The organism is Chromobacterium sp. ASV23, assembly GCF_016428945.1.
In the GTDB taxonomy this organism is placed as follows: domain Bacteria; phylum Pseudomonadota; class Gammaproteobacteria; order Burkholderiales; family Chromobacteriaceae; genus Chromobacterium; species Chromobacterium sinusclupearum.
Genome location: NZ_JAELTR010000015.1, coordinates 1 through 21,745, shown reverse-complemented (window position 1 = coordinate 21,745; position 21,745 = coordinate 1). Strand labels below are relative to the sequence as shown.

Here is a 21,745-nt window from a genome sequence, read left to right as displayed (position 1 = left end):
ACTACTGCACACGATACGCTAGCCGATGAGAATCCTGTTCCTGCTGCTGGCCGCCGCGCTAGCCGGCGCCTTGACCCTGTTCGCCTTCGCCCCCTACCGGATGTTCTGGCTGATGCCGTTGTGCCTGGCCGCGCTGATCGAGCTGCTGCAGCACGAACCGCGCCGCGCCTTCTGGATAGGCTATGTCTGGGGCGTCTCCGCCTATGCCAGCAATTTCAAATGGATCTACGACAGCCTGCATGACGTGGCCGGCCTGCCGGCCTGGATTGCCGCGCCGCTGGTGCTGTTGTTGCCGGCCTATCTGGGGCTGTACCCCGGCTTGGCATCGTGGATTGCCTGCCGCATCGACTCTCGCCCCTCTGTGCGCTGGCTGATCGCCTTTCCCGCAGCCTGGGAACTGGGCGAGTGGCTGCGCAGCTGGGTGATGACTGGCTTCCCCTGGGCCGCCGCCGGCTACTCCCAGATCACGGAAAGCCCGCTGTCCGGCTACGCGCCTATCGGCGGCATCCATCTGGTCAATTATCTGGTGGCGCTGTCGGCCGGCGGGCTGGTCATGCTGGCGCGAGGCGGCATGCGCCAGCGGCTGGCCATACTGCTGGCCGCCGCGCTGGTATGGAGCAGCGGCTTCTGGCTGCGCGACCGGGAGTGGACCACCCCGGACGGCAAGCCCATCACCGTGGCGTTGGCCCAAGGCAATATCGCGCAAGAGATGAAGTGGTCGCCGGAGAATCTGGAGCAATCGCTGCTGACCTACTACCGCCAAGTGGCGAAAACCCGCGCCGACCTGATGATCCTGCCGGAAACCGCGCTGCCCTTGTTTCTGGACGATCTGCCGTCCGGCTATCTGACCATGATGCGCGGCGAGGCCAAGCGTTCCGGCATGGCGCTGGCCAGCGGCGTGCCGCGCCGCACCAATGACGGCCGCGGCTACCTGAATGCCGTGGTGGCGCTGAGCGACCCGAAGATGCCCTACTACGCCAAGGACCATCTGGTGCCGTTCGGCGAGTTCGTGCCGCTGCCGGGCTTGATCGGCTGGATCTACCAGCATATGGACATGCCGCTTTCCGGCTTCAGCCGCGGCGGCGCCAACCAGCCGCCGCTGGAGCTGGCCGGGCACAAGGTGGCGTTCAACGTCTGCTATGAGGACAGTTTCGGCGAAGAGCTGATCGGCCCCGCCTCCAAGGCCGGCATGCTGGCCAACGTCAGCAACCTGGCCTGGTTCGGCAAGAGCGAGGCCATGAGCCAGCACCTGCAGCTGTCGCAGGCGCGTTCGCTGGAAACCGGCCGTTACATGCTGCGCGCCACCAATAACGGCATGACGGCCATCATCCGGCCGGACGGCGAGATTTCCGCCATCGCCGCGCCGTTCACCACCCAGGTGCTGACCGGCTTCGCCGAGAGCCGCCAGGGGCTGACGCCGTATATGCAAGTTGGCAATCTGCCGGTGGTGGCCGGCTGCGGCGCCTTGCTGCTGCTGGCGCTCGCCCTGGGCTGGCGCCGGCGCGGCCGCTACTGAGCCAGGGGAAGAAAACATAAAGCGGCAGCGCGTCCCTCAACGCGCCGCCGCTTTTTTCATGACACGCTCCCCATCCGGGGAAGCGGCCGCCTTACTTATCGACGCTGAAGCGCGATACCAGCTGACGCAGATTGGCCGCCAATTGGTGCATATTGTGGATGGCCTGCGAAGCCGCATTCGACGCCGCCGCATTGCTGGTGGCGCTCTGCGCGATTTTTTCCACATGCTCGGCGATATGCTGGCTGGCCACGCTCTGCTCCTGCAGCGCGAAGGCGATGTCTCCCACCACATCGATCACCCCATTGGCGCTGTCCTGAATCCGCGCGATCTCCGCCCCGGCCTGTTCGGCCAGGCCCAAACCGGACTTCACCCGCGCCACCGCCTCCTCCATGCTGTGGCGGGAATGCTCGGCACCCTGCTGCACATCCTGGATCATGGCGGCGATCTCCTGCGTCGCCTGCGCCGTACGCTCGGACAACTTGCGCACCTCGTCCGCCACCACGGCGAAGCCGCGCCCCATTTCTCCGGCGCGCGCCGCCTCGATCGCCGCGTTCAGCGCCAGCAGATTGGTCTGATCGGCGATGTCGCGAATCACCTGCATGATGCTGGAAATGGTCTGCGTCTTGCCGGCCAGGCTGGTGATGATGCCGGAAGTCTGATCGACCGCGTCGTTGATGCGGCGCATCTCATCCACCGCCTCCGCGATCACCGCGCCGCCGCTCTTGGACAATGTGCCGGACTCTTTGGCCAGATCGCGCGCGTCCTGCGAGCGGTCGGAAATATGATTGACGCTGACCGTCAGCTGCTCAATCGACGCCGCCATCGCCGTGGCGGCCGAGCTTTGCTGCTCTGAACCGCGCCCGACGGCCTCCGCCTCGCTGGTCACTTCCTTGCTGACCAGGGACAGCTGATGGGCGCCGTCCACGATGTCGCGCACCAGCCGTTGCAACTCCTGCTGCATGGTGCTGACCGCGGCCATCAGGCTGCTGCTGTCGCCGGCGCGGACCACAACCGGCTCGGACAAGCGGCCGGCCGCGATGCGCTTGACCACCGCCACCGTGTCTTGCGGATCGCCGCCCAACTGCCCCAGGACATTGCGCAGAATCATGCCGCCCAAACTCAGCAACAGCAGCAGCGCCAGCAGCATCAATCCGCCCAGCCACAACAGCTCATGCCGGAACGCGGCCTCGACGTCATCCAGATAGATGCCGGAGCCGACGATCCAATGCCAACGCGGCGTGGTCGTCACATAGGACAGCTTGGGCTGCGGCGTAGAAAAGCCCGGCTTGCTCCACACATACTCGCCGAATCCGCCGCCGCCGGGCGACGAGATCGCGTTTTGAAACAGCGTCTTCAGCTCGACGCCATTCGGGTCTTTCACCCCCGCCAGATTCTTTCCGATCAATTCCGGCTTGGCGCCATGCGCGACATAGGTCCAGTCGGCATCATAGGCAAAGAAATAGTCTGACTTGTCGTAGTGCATCGAACTGAGCACTTTGGATACCGTGCGCTTGGCATCGGCCTCGCTGATCTTGCCGCTATCCACCAGCTGCTCGTAGGCGCTCACCAGGGAAACCGCGCTTTCCACCAAGTTGCGCACCTTATCCTGCCGGTCCTGCATCATGCTATGCCGCTGGTTGAACACGCTGATCACACCCAGCACACAGACCACCAACACCGCAATCAGCATCAACCCCTGCAGACGGACCTTCAGGCTCAATCCCGTCGCTTTTTCCATCGCCCGCTCCTTCCCACCCACATGCCGCTTATTGTTCTATCCACAGCCAGGCTACGCGCAGCCTGGACACCGCGCCCCCGCGCGGCACCGTCCCCTGGTGTAAAAAAGCCCGGATAATCCGGGCTTTCCGCCGTCAGTCGCGGCGCTGGCTCATACGTGGAAACTCGAGAACAGCTGCCGCATATTGTTGGCCGACTGCGTCAGGCTGGACAGCGTGTCGCGCACCGTCTGCAAAGCGTCGTCGCTGTCCACGATGCGGCCGTTGATCTGCTCGGTGCTCTGCGCGATCAGGGTGGTGGCCTTGTGCTGCTCGCTGGTGGACAAGGTGATTTCGTTCATCTTGGCCATGACTTCCTGCATCGCCTGCTGGATCTGCTCGATGCGCTCCACCGCGCTCTGCGTCAGCTCCACGCCGCCATCCACCGAGTTGACGGTGCGCTGCATATTGTTCACCGCTTGGCTGGTTTCCTCGCGTATGGTGCCGACCATGCCGGAGATTTCCACCGTCGCCTGGCCGGTGCGCTCGGCCAGCTTGCGCACCTCGTCGGCCACCACGGCGAAGCCGCGGCCCATCTCGCCGGCGCGGGCGGCCTCGATCGCCGCGTTCAGCGCCAGCAGATTGGTCTGGTCGGCAATGTCCTTGATCACATTGGTGATGCCGCTGATTTGCTGAGAGCGCTGGTCCAGAGAAACCAGCATGCTGGACAGGCCCTTGACCGCATCCACCGTGCTGTTCATCTCATTGGAGATGCGCAGCATACCGCTGGCGCTCTCGCTGGAAACATCGCCGGTGTGGTTGACCAGCGTGTCGGCTTCGCGCGCAGCATCGGCGATATGCGAGATGCTGACGGTGATCTGTTCCAGCGTGGCCGCGTTGGAGCTGGACACATCGGCGATCTGCCGCGAGTCGTGCGCCACCTTGTCCACCGTGTGGGTGACGCTTTCGACGCCGTTAGTCACGCGCTCGGCCTCTTCCTTCACCGCCAGGAACATCTTCTGCAGCTGATCGATGAAGCGGTTGAAGGCGGTGGCGGTTTCGGCGATTTCGTCCTGACCGCTAACCTGGATGCGGCGAGTCAGGTCGCCCTCGCCCTGGGAAATTTCCAGCATCGCGCCGCGCAGGCGGCCCAAGCCGGACAGCATCTTGCTCAGTATCACGCTGGCCACGACCGCCAGGATGGCGACGCACACCGCGCCCAGGCCGATGATGGTCAACAGCAGGGTGCGCAAGGGATTGGTCACGACCGACTCATCAGTCACCACGCCCAGCAGCCAGTTGGTGCCTTCCACCGGCTGGACTTCCACCAACTTGTTCTCGCCGCCGATCTGCACCGGCACCATGCCGTTGCTCGCCGCCAACTGCGTCAAGCGTTCGCCGGTCAGCTCCGGGACTTTTTCGGTCAGCGGTTTCAGCGTCAGGCTGCCGTCCGGGTGGGCGATCACTTTGCCGGTCTTGTCGACCAGGAAGGCATAGCCGTTGCCGCGCAATTTCACCGACAACACGGTCTTCACCAGGTCGTCGATGAAGATGTCGCCGCCCACCACCGCCTTCAAGCCGCTGCCGTCTTTGACCGGGGAGACGAAGGTGACCACCAGTTTTTTGGTGTCGAAGTCCACATAGGGATCGGATACGCCGGGATTGCCGCTGGCCGCCGCCTGCTGATACCACGGCCGCGCCACCGGGTCATAACCCTGCGGCTGCGGCTTCATGTCCGAACGTATCATCACGTGCTGCGCGGTGCCGATATAGGTCATGTCGAAGCCGCCGGCCTGGCTCAGCCGCGCCAGCGTTTGCCGAGGATCCTGATCAGCCACCAGCGGGTTGGCCGCGATCACCACGCCCACCTTGCTCTTGTACCAGCTGGCCACCAAGCCGGCATAGCCCTTTGAGGTGCCATCCAGCTCATTCTCCACGCCTTGGATGATTTCATTGCGCATCTGGCCGTAAACCAGGATCGTGATCACAACGCCCAACACCACCAGCAGCAGGGCAATAAAAGCAATCAGCTTGACTCGCAAAGAGCGCATACCACTTCCTCCAGATCCCCAATCGCTTGCGAAGCCATCACAGCTTGGAACTTCGCCGTGTCTGGCACCATCTATCATGTCTTTACCTACTCAGGTTTAGCCCGTAATCGCGCAAACCTCAACGGATAAACCGTAACACAACCATCTTTCCTCGCAGCTTGGCGCCATTTAGTGGCCGTACCGGCCTGCCAAGCACTTACGCAGAAATCGTCCGACAATCTGCCGCGCCCCCAATGTAAATTGCCGGTGAAATATATGCAATGGTTCTCTTACAAACCTACCGCAACAAACCATGCGTTTTAGTTAAAGATTTTGTCATAGCCATTTTCTGCCACTTGCAGTCCCCGCAACTACCCATCCGCCTGATGAGCTGATAGCATCGCAGCAAATCGATGGAGCCACGCCATGCAACTGACATCCCTGTTTGTCCACCCGCTTAAATCGACACGCGGCATCGCCACCACCCGCGCCTACGCCGGCAAACTGGGCCTGCTGCATGACCGTGAATGGCTGATCGTCAGCCCCGATGGGAAACAGATCACCGCCCGCACCCATCCGCACCTGCTCAGGTTGAAAGTCGAGCTGCTGCCGGGCGGCATCCTGCTGCACTATCCGGACAAGCCGCCGATTTTCGCGATGGCCACCGTCTACACCCACCCCCATCCCGCGCAGGTATGGAAGGACAGCTTCCCTGCCTGCCACGGCGATGCGCGCGTCGATGCTTGGCTGTCCGACATCGTCGGCGCCGACTGCCGCTTGCTCTGGCTGGGCGCCGAACCCCAGCGCCCCTACCTGGATGACTCGGACAAAATGAGCTTTGCCGACGGCCACCCGTATCTGTTGGTCAACCAAGCCTCGCTCGATGCGCTCAACCGCGAGCTGCAGCACCCCGTCAGCCTGCGTCATTTTCGGCCCAATCTGGTCATCGATGGCGACTACCCGTGGATCGAGGACGAATGGCAGCGCATCCGCATCGGCGAAGTCGAATTTGAAATCACCGGGCCGTGCACGCGCTGCGTGTTGACCACGGTCGATCCGCAAAGCGGTGAAAAGGATCCCGGCGGCGAACCGCTGCAGACGCTGGTGCGCACGCGCCGGCGGGAAGAGGGCGTCTGCTTTGGCGTCAATCTGCGCGCCTGCAATGAGGGCATCCTGACGTTAGGCGATTCCGTCGAAATCCTCAGCGAGCGTTACAGCTTCTAGACTGCCGGCCCACGCCATGATTAAAATCTGTCGATGAATCTGCAAGCGCTTATTGAAGATATCCGGCAGCAAGTGCTGCCTTTCTACGATCAAGGCCGGGTAGCCGACTACATCCCTGCCCTGGCCTCGGTTGCCCCGCACCAGTTCGGCTTCGCCATCCATACGCTGGATGGCCAGCAATTCGCCTGCGGCGACGCCGACACGCCGTTTTCCATGCAAAGCATCAGCAAGGCCTTCATGCTGGCGCTGACCCTGCAAGTCGACGGGGAGACGCTGTGGCGCCATGTCGGCAAGGAACCATCCGGCAATCCCTTCAACTCGCTGGTGCAGCTGGAATACGAACACGGCATCCCGCGCAATCCCTTCATCAATGCCGGCGCCCTGGTCGTGACCGATCGCGCCATGGGCCACTTCGGCGATGCCCATCGCCATCTGCTGCATTGGCTGCGCCAGGAAACCGGCAACCCCAAGCTGGATGCTGATCCTGTCATTGCCGCATCGGAACGCGAGCACGGCGACCGCAATGCGGCATTGGCCCACTTCATGAAAAGTTACGGCAATATCGATCACGCGGTGCAGACCGTGTTGGAGCAATACTTCGATAGCTGCAGCATCGCGCTGACTTGCCGCGAGCTGGCGCGCGCCGGGCTATTTCTCGCCAACCATGGCGTGTCGCCGCTGACCGGTGAACGATACCTGAGCCGCAGCCAGGCCAAACAGGTGAATGCCGTCATGTTGACCTGCGGCACCTACGATGCCGCTGGCGAATTTGCTTATCGCGTTGGCTTGCCGGTCAAGAGCGGCGTCGGAGGGGGCTTGCTGGCGGTGATCCCAGGCAAGATGAGCATCGCGGCATGGAGCCCGCAACTGGACAGCCGCGGCAATTCGGTGCTGGGTTTGGAAGCGCTGGACCGCTTCACGACGCGAACGGGCTTATCGATTTTCTAGATTGGCGCAACGCATACAGGCATGAAAAAAGCCAGCTCAACCGAGCTGGCTTTTTTCTGCAACTTCGTCGATTACTCGGCGGAGTTGTCTTCAACGGCAACGGCATCTTCCGGACGGTCCACCAGCTCTACCAGAGCCATCGGGGCGTTGTCGCCCTTGCGGAAACCGTACTTCAGGATACGCACGTAACCACCGTTGCGGGTAGCGTAGCGCGCGCCGAGCACGTCAAAGAGTTTAACCACGATTTCGCGGTCACGGGTGCGGTCAAACGCCAGACGACGGTTGGCGAGAGACGGCTTCTTGCCGAGCGTGATGAGCGGCTCGGCCACACGACGCAGTTCCTTGGCCTTCGGCAGCGTGGTCACGATAACTTCGTGCTTCAGCAGCGAGTTGGCCATGTTGCGCAGCATCGCCAGACGATGGCTGGTCGTGCGGTTCAGTTTACGATTACTGTAACGATGACGCATTGTTAATGTCCTTTAGTCTCAAACTTACGGCTTTTCCAGACCAGCCGGAGGCCAGTTCTCGAGCTTCATGCCGAGAGTCAGGCCCTTGGAAGCGAGAACTTCTTTGATCTCGTTCAGCGACTTGCGGCCGAGGTTCGGTGTCTTCAGAAGCTCGGTTTCGGTACGCTGGATCAGATCGCCGATGTAATAAATGTTCTCTGCTTTCAGGCAGTTGGCCGAACGGACCGTCAGTTCAAGATCGTCTACCGGACGCAGCAGGATCGGATCGATCGGCGGCGCCTTTTCAACGACTTCTTCAACCGCTGTGCCTTGGAGATCAGCAAAGATCGACAGCTGATCCATCAGGATGCGGGCTGCGTTGCGCACAGCCTGCTCCGGCTCGATGACGCCGTTGGTCTCGATGTCGAGAACCAAGCGGTCGAGGTCGGTACGCTGTTCCACACGGGCGCTTTCCACAGCAAAGCTCACGCGGCGAACCGGCGAGAAGGAAGCGTCCAGTTGGATGGTACCGATGGAACGGTTGTCGTCATGGCTGGTGCGGACGGACACCGGCTGATAGCCGCGGCCCTTCTCCACCTTGACCTCCATGTCGATCTTGCCGCCTGCGGAGATGTGACAAATCACGTGTTCCGGATTGATCACTTCCACGTCGTGCGGCAGCTCGATATCGCTAGCCAAGACAGCGCCCTCGCCTTCCTTTTTCAAGGTCAGCACGACACTGTCGCGACCATGCAGCTTAAGCACTACGCCCTTGAGGTTGAGGAGGATGTCAACGACATCCTCCCGCACGCCATCAAGTGCGGAATACTCATGCAAAACGCCAGCGATAGTCACTTCGGTCGGAGCATAGCCCGGCATCGACGACAGCAGAATACGGCGCAGCGAATTGCCCAGGGTATGGGCGTAGCCGCGCTCGAACGGCTCCATCGACACGCGAGCGTGGGTGGCGGAAACCGGCTGTACGTCAATCAGACGAGGTTTCAGAAATTCCGAAGCGCTGTTTTGCATAGTCATTCCCTAAGAGCTAGCGATTACTTGGAGTAGAATTCCACAACGAGTTGTTCGTTGATATCGCTAGACAGTTCGGAACGTTCCGGAGCGGATTTGAAGACGCCTTCCATTTTCTTGGAGTCAACGGACACCCAAGTCGGGAAGCCGCCTTGCTCAGCCAGAGCCAGGCCTTCGACGATACGAGCCTGCTTCTTGGCCTTTTCGCGGACGGACACTACGTCACCGGCTTTAACCTGGTAGGACGGAATGTTCACAACCTGGCCGTTCACAACGATAGCCTTGTGGCTAACCAGCTGGCGCGCTTCGGCGCGAGTGGAGCCAAAGCCCATGCGATATACAACATTGTCCAGGCGGGACTCAAGCAGCTTCAGCAGGTTTTCACCCGTGGAGCCCTTGCGGCGAACAGCTTCCGCAAAGTAGTTGCGGAACTGACGCTCGAGTACGCCGTAGATGCGGCGGATTTTCTGCTTTTCACGCAGCTGAACGCCGTAGTCGGACAGGCGGCCGCGACGGGCGCCATGCTGACCAGGAGCGGTGTCCAGTTTGCATTTGGAATCCAGTGCACGACGCGCGCTCTTCAGGAAAAGGTCGGTGCCTTCACGACGAGCGAGCTTACACTTCGGGCCAATATAACGTGCCATGTTCTCACACTCTCCGAATTAAATACGACGTTTTTTGGGCGGACGGCAACCGTTGTGCGGTACCGGCGTCACGTCGGAGATGCTGGTGATCTTGAAGCCCAGCGAGTTGAGTGCGCGAACAGCGGATTCACGACCCGGGCCCGGGCCTTTAATACGAACTTCGAGGTTCTTCACACCGTATTCTTGGGCAACTTTACCAGCGTGCTCTGCAGCTACCTGAGCGGCAAAGGGTGTACTCTTGCGCGAGCCCTTAAAACCAGCGCCGCCAGAGGTAGCCCAAGACAGTGCATTGCCTTGACGGTCGGTGATAGTGATGATGGTGTTGTTGAACGAAGCGTGCACGTGCACGATACCTTCGCTAACAGACTTGCGCACTTTTTTACGTACACGGACAGCTGTGTTTGCTTTAGCCATTCTCTGTGTTCCTTAAAATTACTTCTTGCCGGCGATCGCCTTACGCGGTCCCTTACGGGTACGCGCGTTAGTGCGAGTGCGCTGACCGCGGCACGGCAAGCCGCGACGATGGCGGAAGCCGCGATAGCAGCCCATGTCCATCAGACGCTTGATGCTCATGGTGATTTCGCGACGCAGGTCACCTTCAACGGTGAACTTCGCCACTTGATCACGCAGAGTTTCCATTTCAGCTTCAGTCAGATCCTTCACCTTGGTGGAGGGATTCACGCCAGCAGCAGCACAAATTTGCTGCGCGCGAGTCTGACCGATGCCGAAAATTGCCTGCAGGCCGATAACGGCATGCGCATGATTGGGGATATTTACCCCTGCAATACGGGCCATACTCTTTCCTTAAGCCTTAAGACCTTGAAAAGTTTGCGATTGTATCACGCAAATCCAGGTCTAACAAATGTTAGCCTTGCTTTTGCTTGTGACGCGGGTCCGTGCAGATCACGCGAACCACGCGATTGCGACGAATAATTTTGCAATTACGGCAAATCTTCTTTACAGAAGGCTGTACTCGCATGTTCAGATCCTTTCAAATCCTAAAAGAGCGAATGCGTTACTTCGCGCGGAACACAATTCGGGCGCGGGACAGATCGTATGGAGTCAACTCCACAGTCACCTTGTCACCTGGCAGGATGCGGATGTAGTGCATCCGCATCTTCCCAGAGATATGCCCGAGTACCACGTGTCCATTTTCGAGCTTGATCTTGAAAGTTGCGCTAGGCAAATTTTCCAAGATCTCGCCTTGCATCTGGATAGTGTCTTCCTTAGCCATATAACCCAGTGTGAACTCGTGTGTCAGCGGGTAAGGGCGTTGCCTTTGAAGTTAGCCTTCTTCAGCAAGCTCTCGTATTGATGCGACAACACATAGGACTGCACCTGCGCCATGAAGTCCATCGTCACCACCACCATGATCAGCAGCGATGTACCGCCGAAGTAGAACGGTACGTTCCACTTCAGGATCAGGAATTCCGGCATCAGGCAGACCAGCGTGATGTAGATCGCACCGATCAGTGTCAGCCGCAGGATGATCTTCTCAATGTAACGAGAAGTCTGCTCACCTGGACGGATGCCCGGGATGAACGCCCCGCTCTTCTTCAGGTTGTCAGCCGTTTCTTTCGGGCTGAAAACCAGCGCCGTGTAGAAATAGCAGAAGAAGATGATCGCCGCCGCGTACAGCAGCACATAGATCGGTTGACCCGGATGCAGCTTGTCAGCCACGCCCTTCAACCAAGACATGTGCTCGCCCTGGCCAAACCAGCCGATAACAGTGGCCGGGAACAGGATGATGCTGGAGGCAAAGATCGGAGGAATCACCCCCGCCATGTTGAGCTTGAGCGGCAAATGCGTGCTCTGGCCCTGCATGACGCGGTTGCCCACCTGACGCTTGGCATAGTTCACCAGAACTTTGCGCTGGCCACGCTCGGCGTAGACCACCACGAAAGTCACCAGGATCACTGCGACAAACAGCAAGATGGCAAACGGAATGGGCAAAGAGCCCTGACTGGTCAGAGTCAGGGTTTTACCAATGGCAGCCGGAACACCTGAAGCGATACCCGCGCAGATGATCAACGAGATACCGTTGCCGATACCCCGCTCGGTGATCTGTTCACCCAACCACATCAAGAACATGGTACCGGTAACCAGACACACTACGGATGTCAGATAAAACTCCCACTGAGCAGTCATCACCAGGTTTGGCTGCTTGTACAACATCACCGCGATGCCGAAACTTTGGAAAGTCGCCAGCGCCACAGTGGCATAACGCGTGTACTGGGTTATCTTGCGACGTCCCGCATCGCCTTCCTTCTTCAGCTGTTTCAGCGTCGGAATCACTTCCGCCGCCAACTGCAGAATGATGGAAGCCGAGATATACGGCGTGATGCCCAGGGCAAACACGGTAAACCTCGAGAGGGCGCCGCCCGAGAACATGTTGAACATGTCGAGCAGGCCCGTCTGCGATGTGTGGAACAACTTCGCTAGCTCGGCAGGATTGACGCCCGGAACCGGAATGTGGGCACCGATACGGAAAACGATCAGCGCGCCAATCAGGAACCAGATGCGACGTTTCAGATCACCAAACTTATTGGCATTTGCCACTAGAGAAGTATTCGCCACAGATAAATGCCTTATTCAATACTGCCGCCGGCAGCTTCGATGGCAGCGCGGGCACCGGCGGTAGCGCCGATACCACGCAGTTTCACTGCGCGCTCAATCTTGCCGGACAGAACCACTTTGGCCACCAGGGCTTGAGCGGATACCAGACCAGCTTGCTTGAGAGACAGCAGATCGATTTCGTTAACCGGCAGCAGGTTCAGTTCGGACAGGCGAACCTCAGCAACCTTGCGAGCGGTCAGCGACTTGAAGCCACGCTTCGGCAGGCGACGTTGCAGCGGCATTTGACCGCCTTCGAAGCCTACCTTGTGGAAACCACCGGCACGGCTCTTCTGACCCTTGTGGCCACGGCCGCAAGTTTTGCCCAGGCCGCTGCCAATGCCACGGCCGACACGGCGCTTGGCATGCTTGGCGCCGACGCCCGGTTGTACGGTGTTCAGCAGCATCTCTTAGCCCTCGAATTTGAGCAGGTAGCTGATCTTGTTGATCATGCCACGGTTTTCAGGGGTATCGAGCACTTCAACGGTCTGACGGATCTTGCGCAGACCCAGACCACGGGCGCAGGCCTTGTGAGACTCCAGGCGACCGATCAGGCTCTTTACCAGAGTGACCTTTACAGTCTTGGCGTTACTCATGACCCACCCCCAGGATGTCCTCGACGCTCAGGCCACGCTTGGCAGCGATTTGCGCCGGGGTGTTGATGTTGCTCAGGCCATTCAGGGTTGCACGCACCACGTTGTACGGGTTGGTGGAACCATGAATCTTGGCCGAAACATTGTGAACACCCATTGCATCAAAGATCGCGCGCATCGGGCCGCCAGCCTTCACGCCGGTACCTTCTTTGGCCGGCTGGATGAAGACGGTGGTGGCACCGTGCTTGCCGATAACGGTGTGTTGCAGTGTACCGTTCTTCAGCGGGATCTTAACCATGTTGTGGCGGGCTTGTTCCATTGCCTTTTGTACGGCAACCGGAACTTCCTTGGAACGGCCCTTACCCATGCCGATACCGCCGTCGCCATCACCAACCACGGTCAGGGCGGAGAAAGCCATGATACGGCCGCCCTTAACCACTTTGGTGACGCGGTTGACGCTGATCATTTTCTCGACCAGACCGTCGCCGCGATCTTCCATTTCGTGCTTAGCCATTCTTCACTCCGAATTAGAATACGAGGCCGTGTTCGCGAGCGGCGTCAGCCAGGGCCTTCATGCGACCGTGGTATTTGAAACCGGAGCGGTCGAAGGCCACGTTCACGATGCCAGCGGCTTTTGCCTTTTCGGCAATGCGCTTGCCGATCACGGCCGCAGCTGCCACGTTGCCGCCATTGGCGAGCTCAGCGCGGACTTCTGCTTCCAGCGAAGAAGCGCTGGCCAGTACCTTGCTGCCGGTCTCGTCAATGATCTGGGCGTAAATGTGGCTATTGGTGCGATGCACAGAGAGGCGCACCATCTTGAGCTCCGCAATCCGTGCACGGGTTTTACGTGCGCGGCGGAGTCGAGCTTGTTTCTTGTCCATGTCAGTGCCTCAGTTACTTCTTCTTGGTTTCTTTCAGAACCACAACCTCGTCGGCATAACGAACGCCCTTGCCCTTGTAGGGCTCCGGCGAGCGGTAAGCGCGGATCTCGGCTGCGACCTGACCAACGAGCTGCTTGTTAGCGCCCTTGACCAGAATCTCGGTCTGAGTCGGAGTCTCAACCTTGATGCCTTCCGGCATCTTGTGAGCCACCGGGTGCGAGAAACCCAGAGACAGGTTCAGGGTATCGCCTTGGGCTTGGGCACGATAGCCCACGCCGACCAGCTGCAGCTTCTTCTCGAAGCCCTTCGATACGCCGTTCACCATGTTGTTCAGCAGGGCACGCAGGGTGCCGGACATGGCACGTGCGAACTTGCTGTCGTTCTTGGCAGCGAAAGTCAGCTGGTTGTTGTCCAGCTTCACTTCCACGTCGTTGCACAGAGCGGTGCTCAGGGAGCCCAGGGCGCCCTTAACAGTCACTTCTGCAGCGCCGAACTTCACTTCGACGCCGGCCGGGATGGCTACCGGATTCTTAGCTACGCGAGACATTTGACCCCCTTACGCCACGACGCAGAGCAGTTCGCCGCCGATACCGGCTGCGCGTGCCTTGCGATCGGTCATCACGCCCTTGGAGGTGGACAGAATCGCCACGCCCAGACCATTCATGACCTTCGGGATTTCGGTGGAGCCCTTGTACACGCGCAGGCCAGGACGGGATACGCGCTCGATGCGCTCGATCACCGGACGGCCAGCGTAGTACTTGAGCTGGATATCAAGAACAGGCTTCTTCTCTTCGCCGGCAACGGCGAAGTCTTCGATGTAGCCTTCTTCCTTCAGCACCTGCGCCAGCGCAACCTTCAGCTTCGAGCAAGGCATGGAAACCTTGACCTTGGAAGCGGTTTGGCCGTTGCGGATGCGGGTCAACATATCGGAAATAGGATCGTGCATGCTCATTCTATGTGTCTCCTATTACCAGCTGGCCTTCACAACACCCGGAATCTCGCCCTTCATGGCGATCTCACGCAGTTTGTTGCGACCCAGGCCGAATTTACGGAACACACCACGCGGACGACCGGTCACGGCGCAGCGACGACGCTGGCGAACCGGAGAAGCGTTGCGCGGCAGTTGCTGCAGTTGCAGGCGGGCAGCGAAACGCTCTTCTTCCGAGAGGTTCTGGTTGTTGATGGTGGCGATCAGGGCTTCACGCTTGGCAGCAAACTTATTGGCCAGCTTGACGCGCTTTTCTTCACGGTTAATCAGTGCAAGTCGTGCCATGTGCTTAACCCTTGAACGGGAACTTGAACGCGGCCAGCAGAGCGCGGGCCTCTTCGTCAGTCTTCGCCGTGGTGGTGATAGTGATGTTCATACCACGCAGAGCATCGATCTTGTCGTACTCGATTTCCGGGAAGATGATCTGTTCTTTAACGCCCATGTTGTAGTTGCCACGGCCATCAAAGGACTTGGCAGATACACCACGGAAGTCGCGAACGCGCGGCAAAGCGATGGTTACCAGGCGGTCCAGGAACTCGTACATGCGTTCGCGACGCAGAGTTACCTTGCAACCTACCGGGTAGTTGTCGCGAATCTTGAAGCCTGCGATGGACTTGCGAGCGGTGGTGACAACCGGCTTCTGGCCGGCGATCTTTTCCAGGTCGCCCACGGCGAATTCCATTACCTTCTTATCGGCAACGGCTTCGCCCACGCCCATGTTCACGGTGATCTTCTCGATACGCGGAACTTGCATGATCGACTTGTAGCCGAACTGTTTCATCAGTTCTGGCACTACGCTGTCTTTGTAGAAATCGTAGAGACGTGCCATGTTAGCTCCTTAGGCGCCGATAACTTCGCCGCTGGACTTGAACACGCGCACCTTGCGGCCGTCTTCAAGAACCTTGAAGCCTACGCGGTCAGCCTTTTGGCTTGCCGGATTGAAAATCGCGACGTTGGAAGCATCGATGGGCATGGTCTTCTCGACGATGCCGCCAGCTACGCCACGTACCGGGTTCGGCTTCTGGTGTTTCTTGGCGACATTCACGCCTTCAACTACCAGCTTGGTTTCCAGAACACGCAGGACGGTACCGCGCTTGCCTTTGTCTTTACCGGTGATTACTACGACTTCATCACCTTTACGAATTTTGCGCATGTGACCTCCTTACAGCACTTCAGGAGCCAGCGATACGATCTTCATGAAGCGTTCGGTACGCAGTTCACGCGTAACGGGCCCGAAGATACGTGTGCCGATCGGCTCAAGCTTGTTGTTGAGCAGTACGGCAGCATTGCTGTCAAACTTGATCAAAGAGCCATCCGGACGGCGCACGCCTTTGGCAGTGCGTACCACGACCGCGTTGTATACGTCGCCTTTTTTGACGCGACCACGCGGAGCGGCATCCTTGATGCTCACCTTGATGATGTCACCTACGCTAGCATAGCGACGCTTGGAGCCACCCAGCACCTTGATGCACATAACGTGACGCGCACCAGTGTTGTCAGCGACCTCAAGCATGGTCTGCATTTGGATCATTTGAGATTACCTTTCTAATCCAACTTTATCCGTCACTTTCCACTGCCGTTAGCTTGGGCGCGATGCCAGGCTCGAACAGCGGAAACGCCACAGATCATTCTGTGGCGTATCAAACGGCCAGTTTTGGACCCCGTAAGGGCGGAACTCCTGCACGAAGAGTGCAGGAGATGGCCATTATACAGAGGACCGAGGTCCTCTGCAAGCTTTATACCTGGCGAGATTTCTCAACCAGGCCAGTTACCACCCACGATTTGGTCTTCGAGAGCGGGCGGGACTCGCTGATTACTACGATGTCGCCAGCCTTGAACTCGTTGTTTTCGTCGTGTGCGTGGAACTTCTTGGAGCGACGGATGATCTTGCCGTAGATCGGGTGCTTTACTTTGCGCTCGACCAGTACGGTCACGGTCTTATCCATCTTGTCGCTGACCACAACGCCGGTCAGCGTACGTACCACTTTGGTTTCGCTCATCTTAAACTGCCTTTTCTTTCAGAACGGTACGAACACGAGCGATGTCGCGACGCACTTTCTTCAGTTCAGAGGTCTTGGCGAGTTGCTGAGTAGCGTGCTGCATGCGCAGCGCAAACTGGGCCTTCAGCAGGCTCAGCAGTTCCGCCTTCAGCTCTTCAACAGTTTTGGCTTTCAGTTCGGACGCTTTCATTACTGACCTACCTGTTTGGTTACGAACACAGTGGCGATCGGCAACTTAGCTGCGGCCAGACGGAAAGCTTCGCGAGCGAGTTCCTCGGATACGCCATCCATTTCGTACAGCATCTTGCCAGGCTGAATCTCAGCCACGTAGTACTCCGGAGAGCCCTTACCCCCGCCCATACGGACTTCGGCCGGCTTGGAGGTGATCGGCTTGTCCGGGAAGATACGGATCCAGATGCGGCCGCCACGCTTGATGTGACGAGTCATCGCACGACGCGCAGCTTCGATCTGACGCGCGGTCAGACGACCACGACCAACAGCCTTCAGACCGAAATCACCAAAGCTCACCTTATTGCCACGAGTGGCGATACCGGTGTTACGGCCTTTGTGCTGTTTGCGGTACTTGAGTCTAGTTGGCTGCAGCATTGCGGGCACCCTTTCTCATTTTCTTCTCGGGAGCTGCCGGCGTAGCCACAACTTGGCCCGGCTTCAGCTCGCCTTTGTATACCCATACCTTGATGCCGATGATACCGTAGGTAGTCTTGGCTTCGGAGGTAGCGTAATCCACGTCAGCGCGCAGGGTATGCAGCGGAACGCGGCCTTCGCGGTACCATTCGCTACGCGCGATGTCGATACCGTTCAGACGACCGGACGACATGATCTTGATGCCTTCGGCACCCAGACGCATGGCGTTTTGCATGGCGCGCTTCATGGCGCGACGGAACATAACACGCTTTTCCAGCTGGGAAGCGATGCCGTCGGCGATGATTTGCGCGTCCAGTTCCGGCTTGCGAACTTCTTCGATGTTCACGTGAACCGGCACGCCCAGGCGCTTTTGCAGTTCTTGCTTCAGAACTTCAATGTCTTCGCCCTTCTTGCCAATCACCACGCCCGGACGGGCGCTGTGAATGGTGATGCGGGCGGACTTGGCCGGACGCTCGATGGTTACGCGGCCAACCGAAGCGTGACCCAGACGCTTCTTCAGGAATTCGCGAACTTCGATATCCTGCTTCAGCATTTCCGGGAAGTTCTGCGAAGACGCGAACCACTTGGAAGACCAGTTTTTGTTAACGGCAAGACGGAATCCCGTCGGATGAATCTTCTGACCCATTTCTTACCCCTTAATTGCCAACGGTCAACGAGATGTGGCAGGTCTGCTTTTCGATGCGATTGCCACGACCCTTAGCACGGGCAGTGAAACGCTTCAGACTAGCGCCCTTGTCAACAAAGATGCTGGTGACACGCAGGGTGTCGATGTCAGCGCCTTCGTTGTGTTCGGCGTTAGCGATTGCAGATTCCAGCACTTTCTTGATGATTACCGCGCCCTTCTTCGGGGAGAAGGCCAGGATATTCAGCGCCTGATCAACGGGCTTGCCGCGGACCAGATCGGCCACCAGACGACACTTTTGTGCCGACAGGCGAACACTTTTCAGATTTGCAGATACTCTCATCGCTTCACCTTACTTCTTCTTCGCCTTCTTATCGGCAGCATGGCCTTTGAAGGTGCGAGTCAGCGAGAATTCACCCAGTTTGTGGCCGACCATGTTTTCAGAAACATAGACGGGAACGTGAGTGCGACCGTTGTGTACAGCGATGGTCAAACCAATGAAGTCCGGCAGGATGGTCGAACGACGGGACCAGGTCTTGATCGGACGCTTGTCGCTGGTTGCCCGTACCGCATCCACCTTCTTCAGGAGATGCAGGTCAACGAACGGGCCTTTTTTCTGCGAACGTGCCATTGTCAATTACCCTTTGTTGGAATAGCGACGGCGTACGATCATGTTGTCGGTACGCTTGTTGCGACGGGTACGGAAGCCCTTAGCCGGAGTGCCCCATGGGCTCACCGGTACGCGGCCTTCGCCAGTGCGGCCTTCACCACCACCATGCGGGTGATCGATCGGGTTCATCGCCGTACCGCGAACGGTCGGGCGGATGCCGCGCCAACGAGTAGCACCGGCCTTGCCCAGCTTGCGCAGGGAGTGCTCTTCGTTACCCACTTCGCCAACGGTCGCACGGCAATCGACGTGCACCAGGCGGATCTCGCCAGAGCGCAGACGCAGTTGAGCGTACACGCCTTCACGAGCCAGCAGCATTGCAGAAGCGCCAGCGGAGCGAACCATCTGAGCGCCCTTGCCGGGTTGCATTTCCACGCAGTGGATAGTGGTACCCACCGGGATGTTGCGGATCGGCAGAGCGTTACCGGCCTTGATCGGAGCCTCGGAACCGGACAGCAGAACCGCGCCAACCTTCACGCCACGCGGGGCGATGATGTAGCGGCGTTCGCCATCGGCGTAGCACAACAGAGCGATGTGGGCAGTGCGGTTCGGATCGTATTCGATGCGTTCCACTTTTGCCGGGATGCCATCCTTGTTGCGACGGAAGTCGATCAGACGGTAGTGCTTCTTGTGGCCACCACCGCGATGACGCGTGGTGATGTGACCATTGTGATTGCGACCACCGGTGGAGTTTTTCTTCTCAACCAGGGCAGCGTGCGGAGCACCCTTGTGCAGGTCAGGGTTTACCACCTTGACGACAGCACGGCGACCCGCGGAAGTCGGTTTTACCTTAACGATAGGCATGCTCTATCTCCTTACTCCGCCGCGGCCGGGGTAGCGGTCAGGTCGATTTCTTGACCTTCAACCAGGCTAACGTAGGCCTTTTTCCAGTCACTGCGACGACCGATGCTACGGCCGAAACGCTTAACCTTGCCCTTGACGTTCACAGTGGAAACGCCTTCAACTTTTACGTTGAACAGCATTTCAACAGCGGCCTTGATTTCCGGCTTGGTTGCGTCTTTAGCAACACGGAACGCCATTTGCTGGTTCTTCTCAGCAATCATGGTGCTCTTTTCGGAAACGATCGGAGCAAGGATTACTTGCAACAGACGTTCTTGGTTCATGCCCACTGCTCCTCCAGTTGCTTCACGGCGTCGCGGGTGATCACGGTCTTCTTGAAGCGCAGCAGGCTGTACGGGTCAGCTTGTTGAGCTTCGATAACCAGCACGTTCGGCAGGTTACGCGAAGACAGATACAGGTTTTCGTTCAGCTCGCCAGTGATGAACAGAGCTTGCTCCAGACCCATCGGCTGCACAGTGCCCACGAATTCCTTGGTCTTCGGGCTGGCTACATTCAGCTCGTCCACGATGATCAGACGCTCGTCACGCACCAGTTGCGACAGGATAGCTGCCATACCAGCACGGAACATCTTGCGGTTGATCTTCTGGGTGAAGTTCTCGTCCGGCTTGTTCGGGAAGGCGCGGCCACCACCACGACGGTTCGGGGTGGAAGTCATACCTGCACGAGCGTTACCAGTGCCCTTCTGACGGAACGGCTTCTTGGTCGAGTGCTTCACTTCGGCACGAGTCAGCTGGGCACGGTTGCCGCTACGGGCGTTCGCCAGGAACGCGGTAACAACTTGGTGTACCAGAGCTTCGTTGTAGTCGCGGCCGAACAGGGAGTCGGACACTTGCAGGCTACCAACAGCCTTGCCTTGGGTATTGATTACATTCAATTCCATCACGCACCCGCTTTCACGCTAGGACGCACGACTACGTCGCCGTTCTTGGCACCCGGGACTGCGCCCTTAACCAGGATCAGCTGACGCTCGGCGTCGATACGAACGATCTCGAGGCACTGAACCGTGCTCTTGACGTTACCGTACTGACCGGCCATGCGCTTGCCCGGGAATACACGACCCGGATCCTGAGCTTGACCAATGGAACCCGGCGTATTGTGCGAACGCGAGTTACCGTGGGAAGCACGGTTGGAAGAGAAGTTGTGACGCTTGATCACACCGGAGAAGCCCTTACCCTTGGAGGTACCGGTCACATCAACCAGTTGACCAACGGAGAAGGTTTCAACAGCGACAGCATCGCCCAGCTTCAGGTTGGAGACAGCTTCGGCGGACAGAGCGAACTCTACCAGAACCTCACCTGCTTCAACGCCAGCCTTGGCGAAGTGGCCGGCTGCAGCCTTGTTTACACGATTGGCCTTCTTGGAGCCAAAAGTGACCTGAACGGCATTGTAGCCGTCAGTTTCTGCAGTTTTGATTTGCGTGACGCGGTTAGCGGACATGTCCAGCACAGTTACCGGGATGGTTGCGCCATCTTCGGCAAAAATGCGGGTCATGCCGACTTTGCGACCGACAAGACCTAAACTCATGTTTATTTCCTTTTTCAGGCGCCGATTGCGATTGACCGGCATAAAAAACACGACATAAAAAACAAAAACGGACTCGCCTAAATGGCGAGTCCGCTAATGTATCACAGAAAATTCAAGAATCGCAAGCACTTAGCTTGCAAACCCTTGAACTTAAGCGATTACTGCAGCTTGATTTCCACATCCACACCGGCCGGCAGGTCGAGCTTCATCAGAGCATCAACAGTCTTGTCGGTCGGGTCTACGATGTCCATCAGACGCAGGTGAGTGCGGATTTCCAGCTGGTCGCGGGAAGTCTTGTTCACGTGCGGGGAGCGCAGAACGTTGAAACGCTCGATCTTGGTCGGCAGCGGAACCGGGCCCTTGACTACGGCGCCGGTACGCTTAGCGGTTTCAACGATTTCCTGAGCGGAACGATCGATCAGGTTGTAATCGAACGCCTTCAGGCGGATGCGGATCTTTTGGCTAGACATGAAAAATCTCCGCTTCCGTTACTTGAGGATCTTGGCAACCACGCCGGCGCCGACGGTACGGCCGCCTTCGCGGATAGCGAAGCGCAGACCTTCTTCCATGGCGATCGGTGCGATCAGTTCAACGGAGATTTCCACGTTGTCACCCGGCATTACCATTTCCACGCCTTCAGCCAGCTTGATCGCGCCGGTCACGTCGGTCGTACGGAAGTAGAACTGCGGACGGTAGTTCGCGAAGAACGGGGTGTGACGGCCACCTTCGTCCTTGGACAGCACGTACACGGAAGCTTGGAACTCGGTGTGCGGAGTGA

34 protein-coding genes and 1 pseudogene are annotated in these 21,745 nt (G+C 58.6%); 3 read left to right on the top strand and 32 right to left on the bottom strand.

From position 1 onward, the window contains the following. The first annotated feature begins 25 nt into the window (after positions 1-25). Positions 26-1,516 (top strand): apolipoprotein N-acyltransferase, encoded by a 1,491-nt coding sequence (lnt, locus tag JHD59_RS08630; protein WP_199153928.1) that lies wholly within the window; start codon positions 26-28, stop codon positions 1,514-1,516. 91 nt (positions 1,517-1,607) lie between these two features. On the opposite strand, the gene JHD59_RS08625 is transcribed toward lnt, so the two are convergent. Both JHD59_RS08625 and JHD59_RS08620 read right to left on the bottom strand, forming a co-directional pair. After that, positions 1,608-3,254: a methyl-accepting chemotaxis protein gene (locus tag JHD59_RS08625; protein ID WP_103317557.1), complete on the bottom strand. Its 1,647-nt coding sequence runs from the start codon at positions 3,252-3,254 to the stop codon at positions 1,608-1,610. A gap of 150 nt (positions 3,255-3,404) precedes the next feature. Then, positions 3,405-5,282 carry a methyl-accepting chemotaxis protein gene (locus tag JHD59_RS08620; protein WP_199153927.1) on the bottom strand — a complete coding sequence of 626 codons (1,878 nt, stop codon included), beginning with the start codon at positions 5,280-5,282 and terminating at the stop codon, positions 3,405-3,407. 405 nt (positions 5,283-5,687) lie between these two features. Here JHD59_RS08620 and JHD59_RS08615 point away from each other — a divergent pair, with 405 nt between their 5' ends. Next, complete coding sequence (locus JHD59_RS08615; protein WP_199153926.1) at positions 5,688-6,485, top strand: MOSC domain-containing protein; 798 nt, start codon at positions 5,688-5,690, stop codon at positions 6,483-6,485. A 33-nt stretch (positions 6,486-6,518) separates the two neighbouring features. Continuing rightward, a complete protein-coding gene (locus tag JHD59_RS08610; protein WP_199153925.1) occupies positions 6,519-7,433 on the top strand; it encodes a glutaminase in 915 nt (304 codons plus the stop codon). Positions 7,434-7,504: 71 nt separating this feature from the next. On the opposite strand, the gene rplQ is transcribed toward JHD59_RS08610, so the two are convergent. The 30 genes and pseudogenes from rplQ to tuf all read right to left on the bottom strand — a co-directional run. Then, positions 7,505-7,900, bottom strand: a complete 396-nt coding sequence (rplQ, locus tag JHD59_RS08605; protein WP_011137706.1) for a 50S ribosomal protein L17 — start codon at positions 7,898-7,900, stop codon at positions 7,505-7,507. A 24-nt stretch (positions 7,901-7,924) separates the two neighbouring features. Beyond that, the gene (gene rpoA / locus JHD59_RS08600) at positions 7,925-8,908 is read right to left on the bottom strand and encodes a DNA-directed RNA polymerase subunit alpha (protein ID WP_043627098.1); all 984 of its coding nucleotides are present in this window, start codon (positions 8,906-8,908) and stop codon (positions 7,925-7,927) included. A gap of 23 nt (positions 8,909-8,931) precedes the next feature. After that, positions 8,932-9,552, bottom strand: coding sequence for a 30S ribosomal protein S4 (gene rpsD / locus JHD59_RS08595; RefSeq protein WP_043627100.1), 621 nt, complete (start codon positions 9,550-9,552; stop codon positions 8,932-8,934). An 18-nt stretch (positions 9,553-9,570) separates the two neighbouring features. After that, positions 9,571-9,966 (bottom strand): 30S ribosomal protein S11, encoded by a 396-nt coding sequence (gene rpsK, locus JHD59_RS08590; protein WP_011137709.1) that lies wholly within the window; start codon positions 9,964-9,966, stop codon positions 9,571-9,573. An 18-nt stretch (positions 9,967-9,984) separates the two neighbouring features. After that, positions 9,985-10,347, bottom strand: a complete 363-nt coding sequence (gene rpsM, locus JHD59_RS08585; RefSeq protein ID WP_043627102.1) for a 30S ribosomal protein S13 — start codon at positions 10,345-10,347, stop codon at positions 9,985-9,987. Between the two features lie 70 nt (positions 10,348-10,417). Further along, positions 10,418-10,531, bottom strand: a complete 114-nt coding sequence (rpmJ, locus tag JHD59_RS08580) for a 50S ribosomal protein L36 (RefSeq protein WP_011137711.1) — start codon at positions 10,529-10,531, stop codon at positions 10,418-10,420. A gap of 36 nt (positions 10,532-10,567) precedes the next feature. Further along, complete coding sequence (gene infA / locus JHD59_RS08575; RefSeq protein ID WP_031296780.1) at positions 10,568-10,786, bottom strand: translation initiation factor IF-1; 219 nt, start codon at positions 10,784-10,786, stop codon at positions 10,568-10,570. 23 nt (positions 10,787-10,809) lie between these two features. After that, positions 10,810-12,129, bottom strand: coding sequence for a preprotein translocase subunit SecY (gene secY, locus JHD59_RS08570; RefSeq protein ID WP_043627105.1), 1,320 nt, complete (start codon positions 12,127-12,129; stop codon positions 10,810-10,812). Positions 12,130-12,140: 11 nt separating this feature from the next. Then, entirely contained in the window at positions 12,141-12,572 is a 432-nt protein-coding gene (rplO, locus tag JHD59_RS08565; protein ID WP_043627107.1) for a 50S ribosomal protein L15, read from the bottom strand. A 3-nt stretch (positions 12,573-12,575) separates the two neighbouring features. Further along, positions 12,576-12,761, bottom strand: a complete 186-nt coding sequence (gene rpmD / locus JHD59_RS08560) for a 50S ribosomal protein L30 (RefSeq protein WP_043627110.1) — start codon at positions 12,759-12,761, stop codon at positions 12,576-12,578. Beyond that, complete coding sequence (rpsE, locus tag JHD59_RS08555) at positions 12,754-13,272, bottom strand: 30S ribosomal protein S5 (RefSeq protein WP_071109264.1); 519 nt, start codon at positions 13,270-13,272, stop codon at positions 12,754-12,756. Before rpsE ends, rpmD begins: the two co-directional genes overlap by 8 nt. 13 nt (positions 13,273-13,285) lie before the next feature. Beyond that, a complete protein-coding gene (rplR, locus tag JHD59_RS08550; protein ID WP_043627115.1) occupies positions 13,286-13,639 on the bottom strand; it encodes a 50S ribosomal protein L18 in 354 nt (117 codons plus the stop codon). A gap of 13 nt (positions 13,640-13,652) precedes the next feature. After that, positions 13,653-14,186, bottom strand: a complete 534-nt coding sequence (rplF, locus tag JHD59_RS08545; RefSeq protein ID WP_103317550.1) for a 50S ribosomal protein L6 — start codon at positions 14,184-14,186, stop codon at positions 13,653-13,655. A gap of 9 nt (positions 14,187-14,195) precedes the next feature. Further along, the gene (rpsH, locus tag JHD59_RS08540) at positions 14,196-14,591 is read right to left on the bottom strand and encodes a 30S ribosomal protein S8 (RefSeq protein ID WP_043627120.1); all 396 of its coding nucleotides are present in this window, start codon (positions 14,589-14,591) and stop codon (positions 14,196-14,198) included. Positions 14,592-14,606: 15 nt separating this feature from the next. Beyond that, on the bottom strand, positions 14,607-14,912 hold the full coding sequence (gene rpsN / locus JHD59_RS08535; protein ID WP_043627122.1) for a 30S ribosomal protein S14: 306 nt from the start codon (positions 14,910-14,912) through the stop codon (positions 14,607-14,609). Positions 14,913-14,916: 4 nt separating this feature from the next. Further along, positions 14,917-15,456: a 50S ribosomal protein L5 gene (gene rplE / locus JHD59_RS08530; RefSeq protein WP_043627125.1), complete on the bottom strand. Its 540-nt coding sequence runs from the start codon at positions 15,454-15,456 to the stop codon at positions 14,917-14,919. 9 nt (positions 15,457-15,465) lie between these two features. Continuing rightward, positions 15,466-15,780 carry a 50S ribosomal protein L24 gene (rplX, locus tag JHD59_RS08525; RefSeq protein ID WP_011137722.1) on the bottom strand — a complete coding sequence of 105 codons (315 nt, stop codon included), beginning with the start codon at positions 15,778-15,780 and terminating at the stop codon, positions 15,466-15,468. A 9-nt stretch (positions 15,781-15,789) separates the two neighbouring features. Then, entirely contained in the window at positions 15,790-16,158 is a 369-nt protein-coding gene (rplN, locus tag JHD59_RS08520; protein WP_043579386.1) for a 50S ribosomal protein L14, read from the bottom strand. A gap of 205 nt (positions 16,159-16,363) precedes the next feature. Next, positions 16,364-16,627, bottom strand: a complete 264-nt coding sequence (gene rpsQ / locus JHD59_RS08515) for a 30S ribosomal protein S17 (RefSeq protein ID WP_043627127.1) — start codon at positions 16,625-16,627, stop codon at positions 16,364-16,366. A gap of 1 nt (position 16,628) precedes the next feature. Then, on the bottom strand, positions 16,629-16,817 hold the full coding sequence (gene rpmC, locus JHD59_RS08510) for a 50S ribosomal protein L29 (RefSeq protein ID WP_043627129.1): 189 nt from the start codon (positions 16,815-16,817) through the stop codon (positions 16,629-16,631). Continuing rightward, positions 16,817-17,233 carry a 50S ribosomal protein L16 gene (rplP, locus tag JHD59_RS08505; RefSeq protein WP_043627131.1) on the bottom strand — a complete coding sequence of 139 codons (417 nt, stop codon included), beginning with the start codon at positions 17,231-17,233 and terminating at the stop codon, positions 16,817-16,819. Before rplP ends, rpmC begins: the two co-directional genes overlap by 1 nt. Then, a complete protein-coding gene (gene rpsC, locus JHD59_RS08500) occupies positions 17,217-17,918 on the bottom strand; it encodes a 30S ribosomal protein S3 (protein WP_103317548.1) in 702 nt (233 codons plus the stop codon). Before rpsC ends, rplP begins: the two co-directional genes overlap by 17 nt. Positions 17,919-17,928: 10 nt before the next feature. Then, the gene (rplV, locus tag JHD59_RS08495) at positions 17,929-18,258 is read right to left on the bottom strand and encodes a 50S ribosomal protein L22 (RefSeq protein WP_043627133.1); all 330 of its coding nucleotides are present in this window, start codon (positions 18,256-18,258) and stop codon (positions 17,929-17,931) included. A 9-nt stretch (positions 18,259-18,267) separates the two neighbouring features. Next, on the bottom strand, positions 18,268-18,546 hold the full coding sequence (gene rpsS, locus JHD59_RS08490) for a 30S ribosomal protein S19 (RefSeq protein WP_011137729.1): 279 nt from the start codon (positions 18,544-18,546) through the stop codon (positions 18,268-18,270). 6 nt (positions 18,547-18,552) lie between these two features. Further along, positions 18,553-19,386, bottom strand: a complete 834-nt coding sequence (gene rplB, locus JHD59_RS08485; RefSeq protein WP_011137730.1) for a 50S ribosomal protein L2 — start codon at positions 19,384-19,386, stop codon at positions 18,553-18,555. Positions 19,387-19,397: 11 nt separating this feature from the next. Beyond that, positions 19,398-19,706: a 50S ribosomal protein L23 gene (gene rplW / locus JHD59_RS08480; protein WP_019100830.1), complete on the bottom strand. Its 309-nt coding sequence runs from the start codon at positions 19,704-19,706 to the stop codon at positions 19,398-19,400. Continuing rightward, positions 19,703-20,323 (bottom strand): 50S ribosomal protein L4, encoded by a 621-nt coding sequence (rplD, locus tag JHD59_RS08475; RefSeq protein ID WP_071109263.1) that lies wholly within the window; start codon positions 20,321-20,323, stop codon positions 19,703-19,705. Before rplD ends, rplW begins: the two co-directional genes overlap by 4 nt. Beyond that, on the bottom strand, positions 20,323-20,967 hold the full coding sequence (rplC, locus tag JHD59_RS08470; protein WP_043627140.1) for a 50S ribosomal protein L3: 645 nt from the start codon (positions 20,965-20,967) through the stop codon (positions 20,323-20,325). The genes rplD and rplC overlap by 1 nt, the downstream gene beginning before the upstream one ends. Before the next feature lie 158 nt (positions 20,968-21,125). Beyond that, entirely contained in the window at positions 21,126-21,437 is a 312-nt protein-coding gene (rpsJ, locus tag JHD59_RS08465; RefSeq protein ID WP_011137734.1) for a 30S ribosomal protein S10, read from the bottom strand. Positions 21,438-21,455: 18 nt separating this feature from the next. Continuing rightward, positions 21,456-21,745: pseudogene (gene tuf / locus JHD59_RS08460) on the bottom strand (elongation factor Tu); the annotation flags it as partial.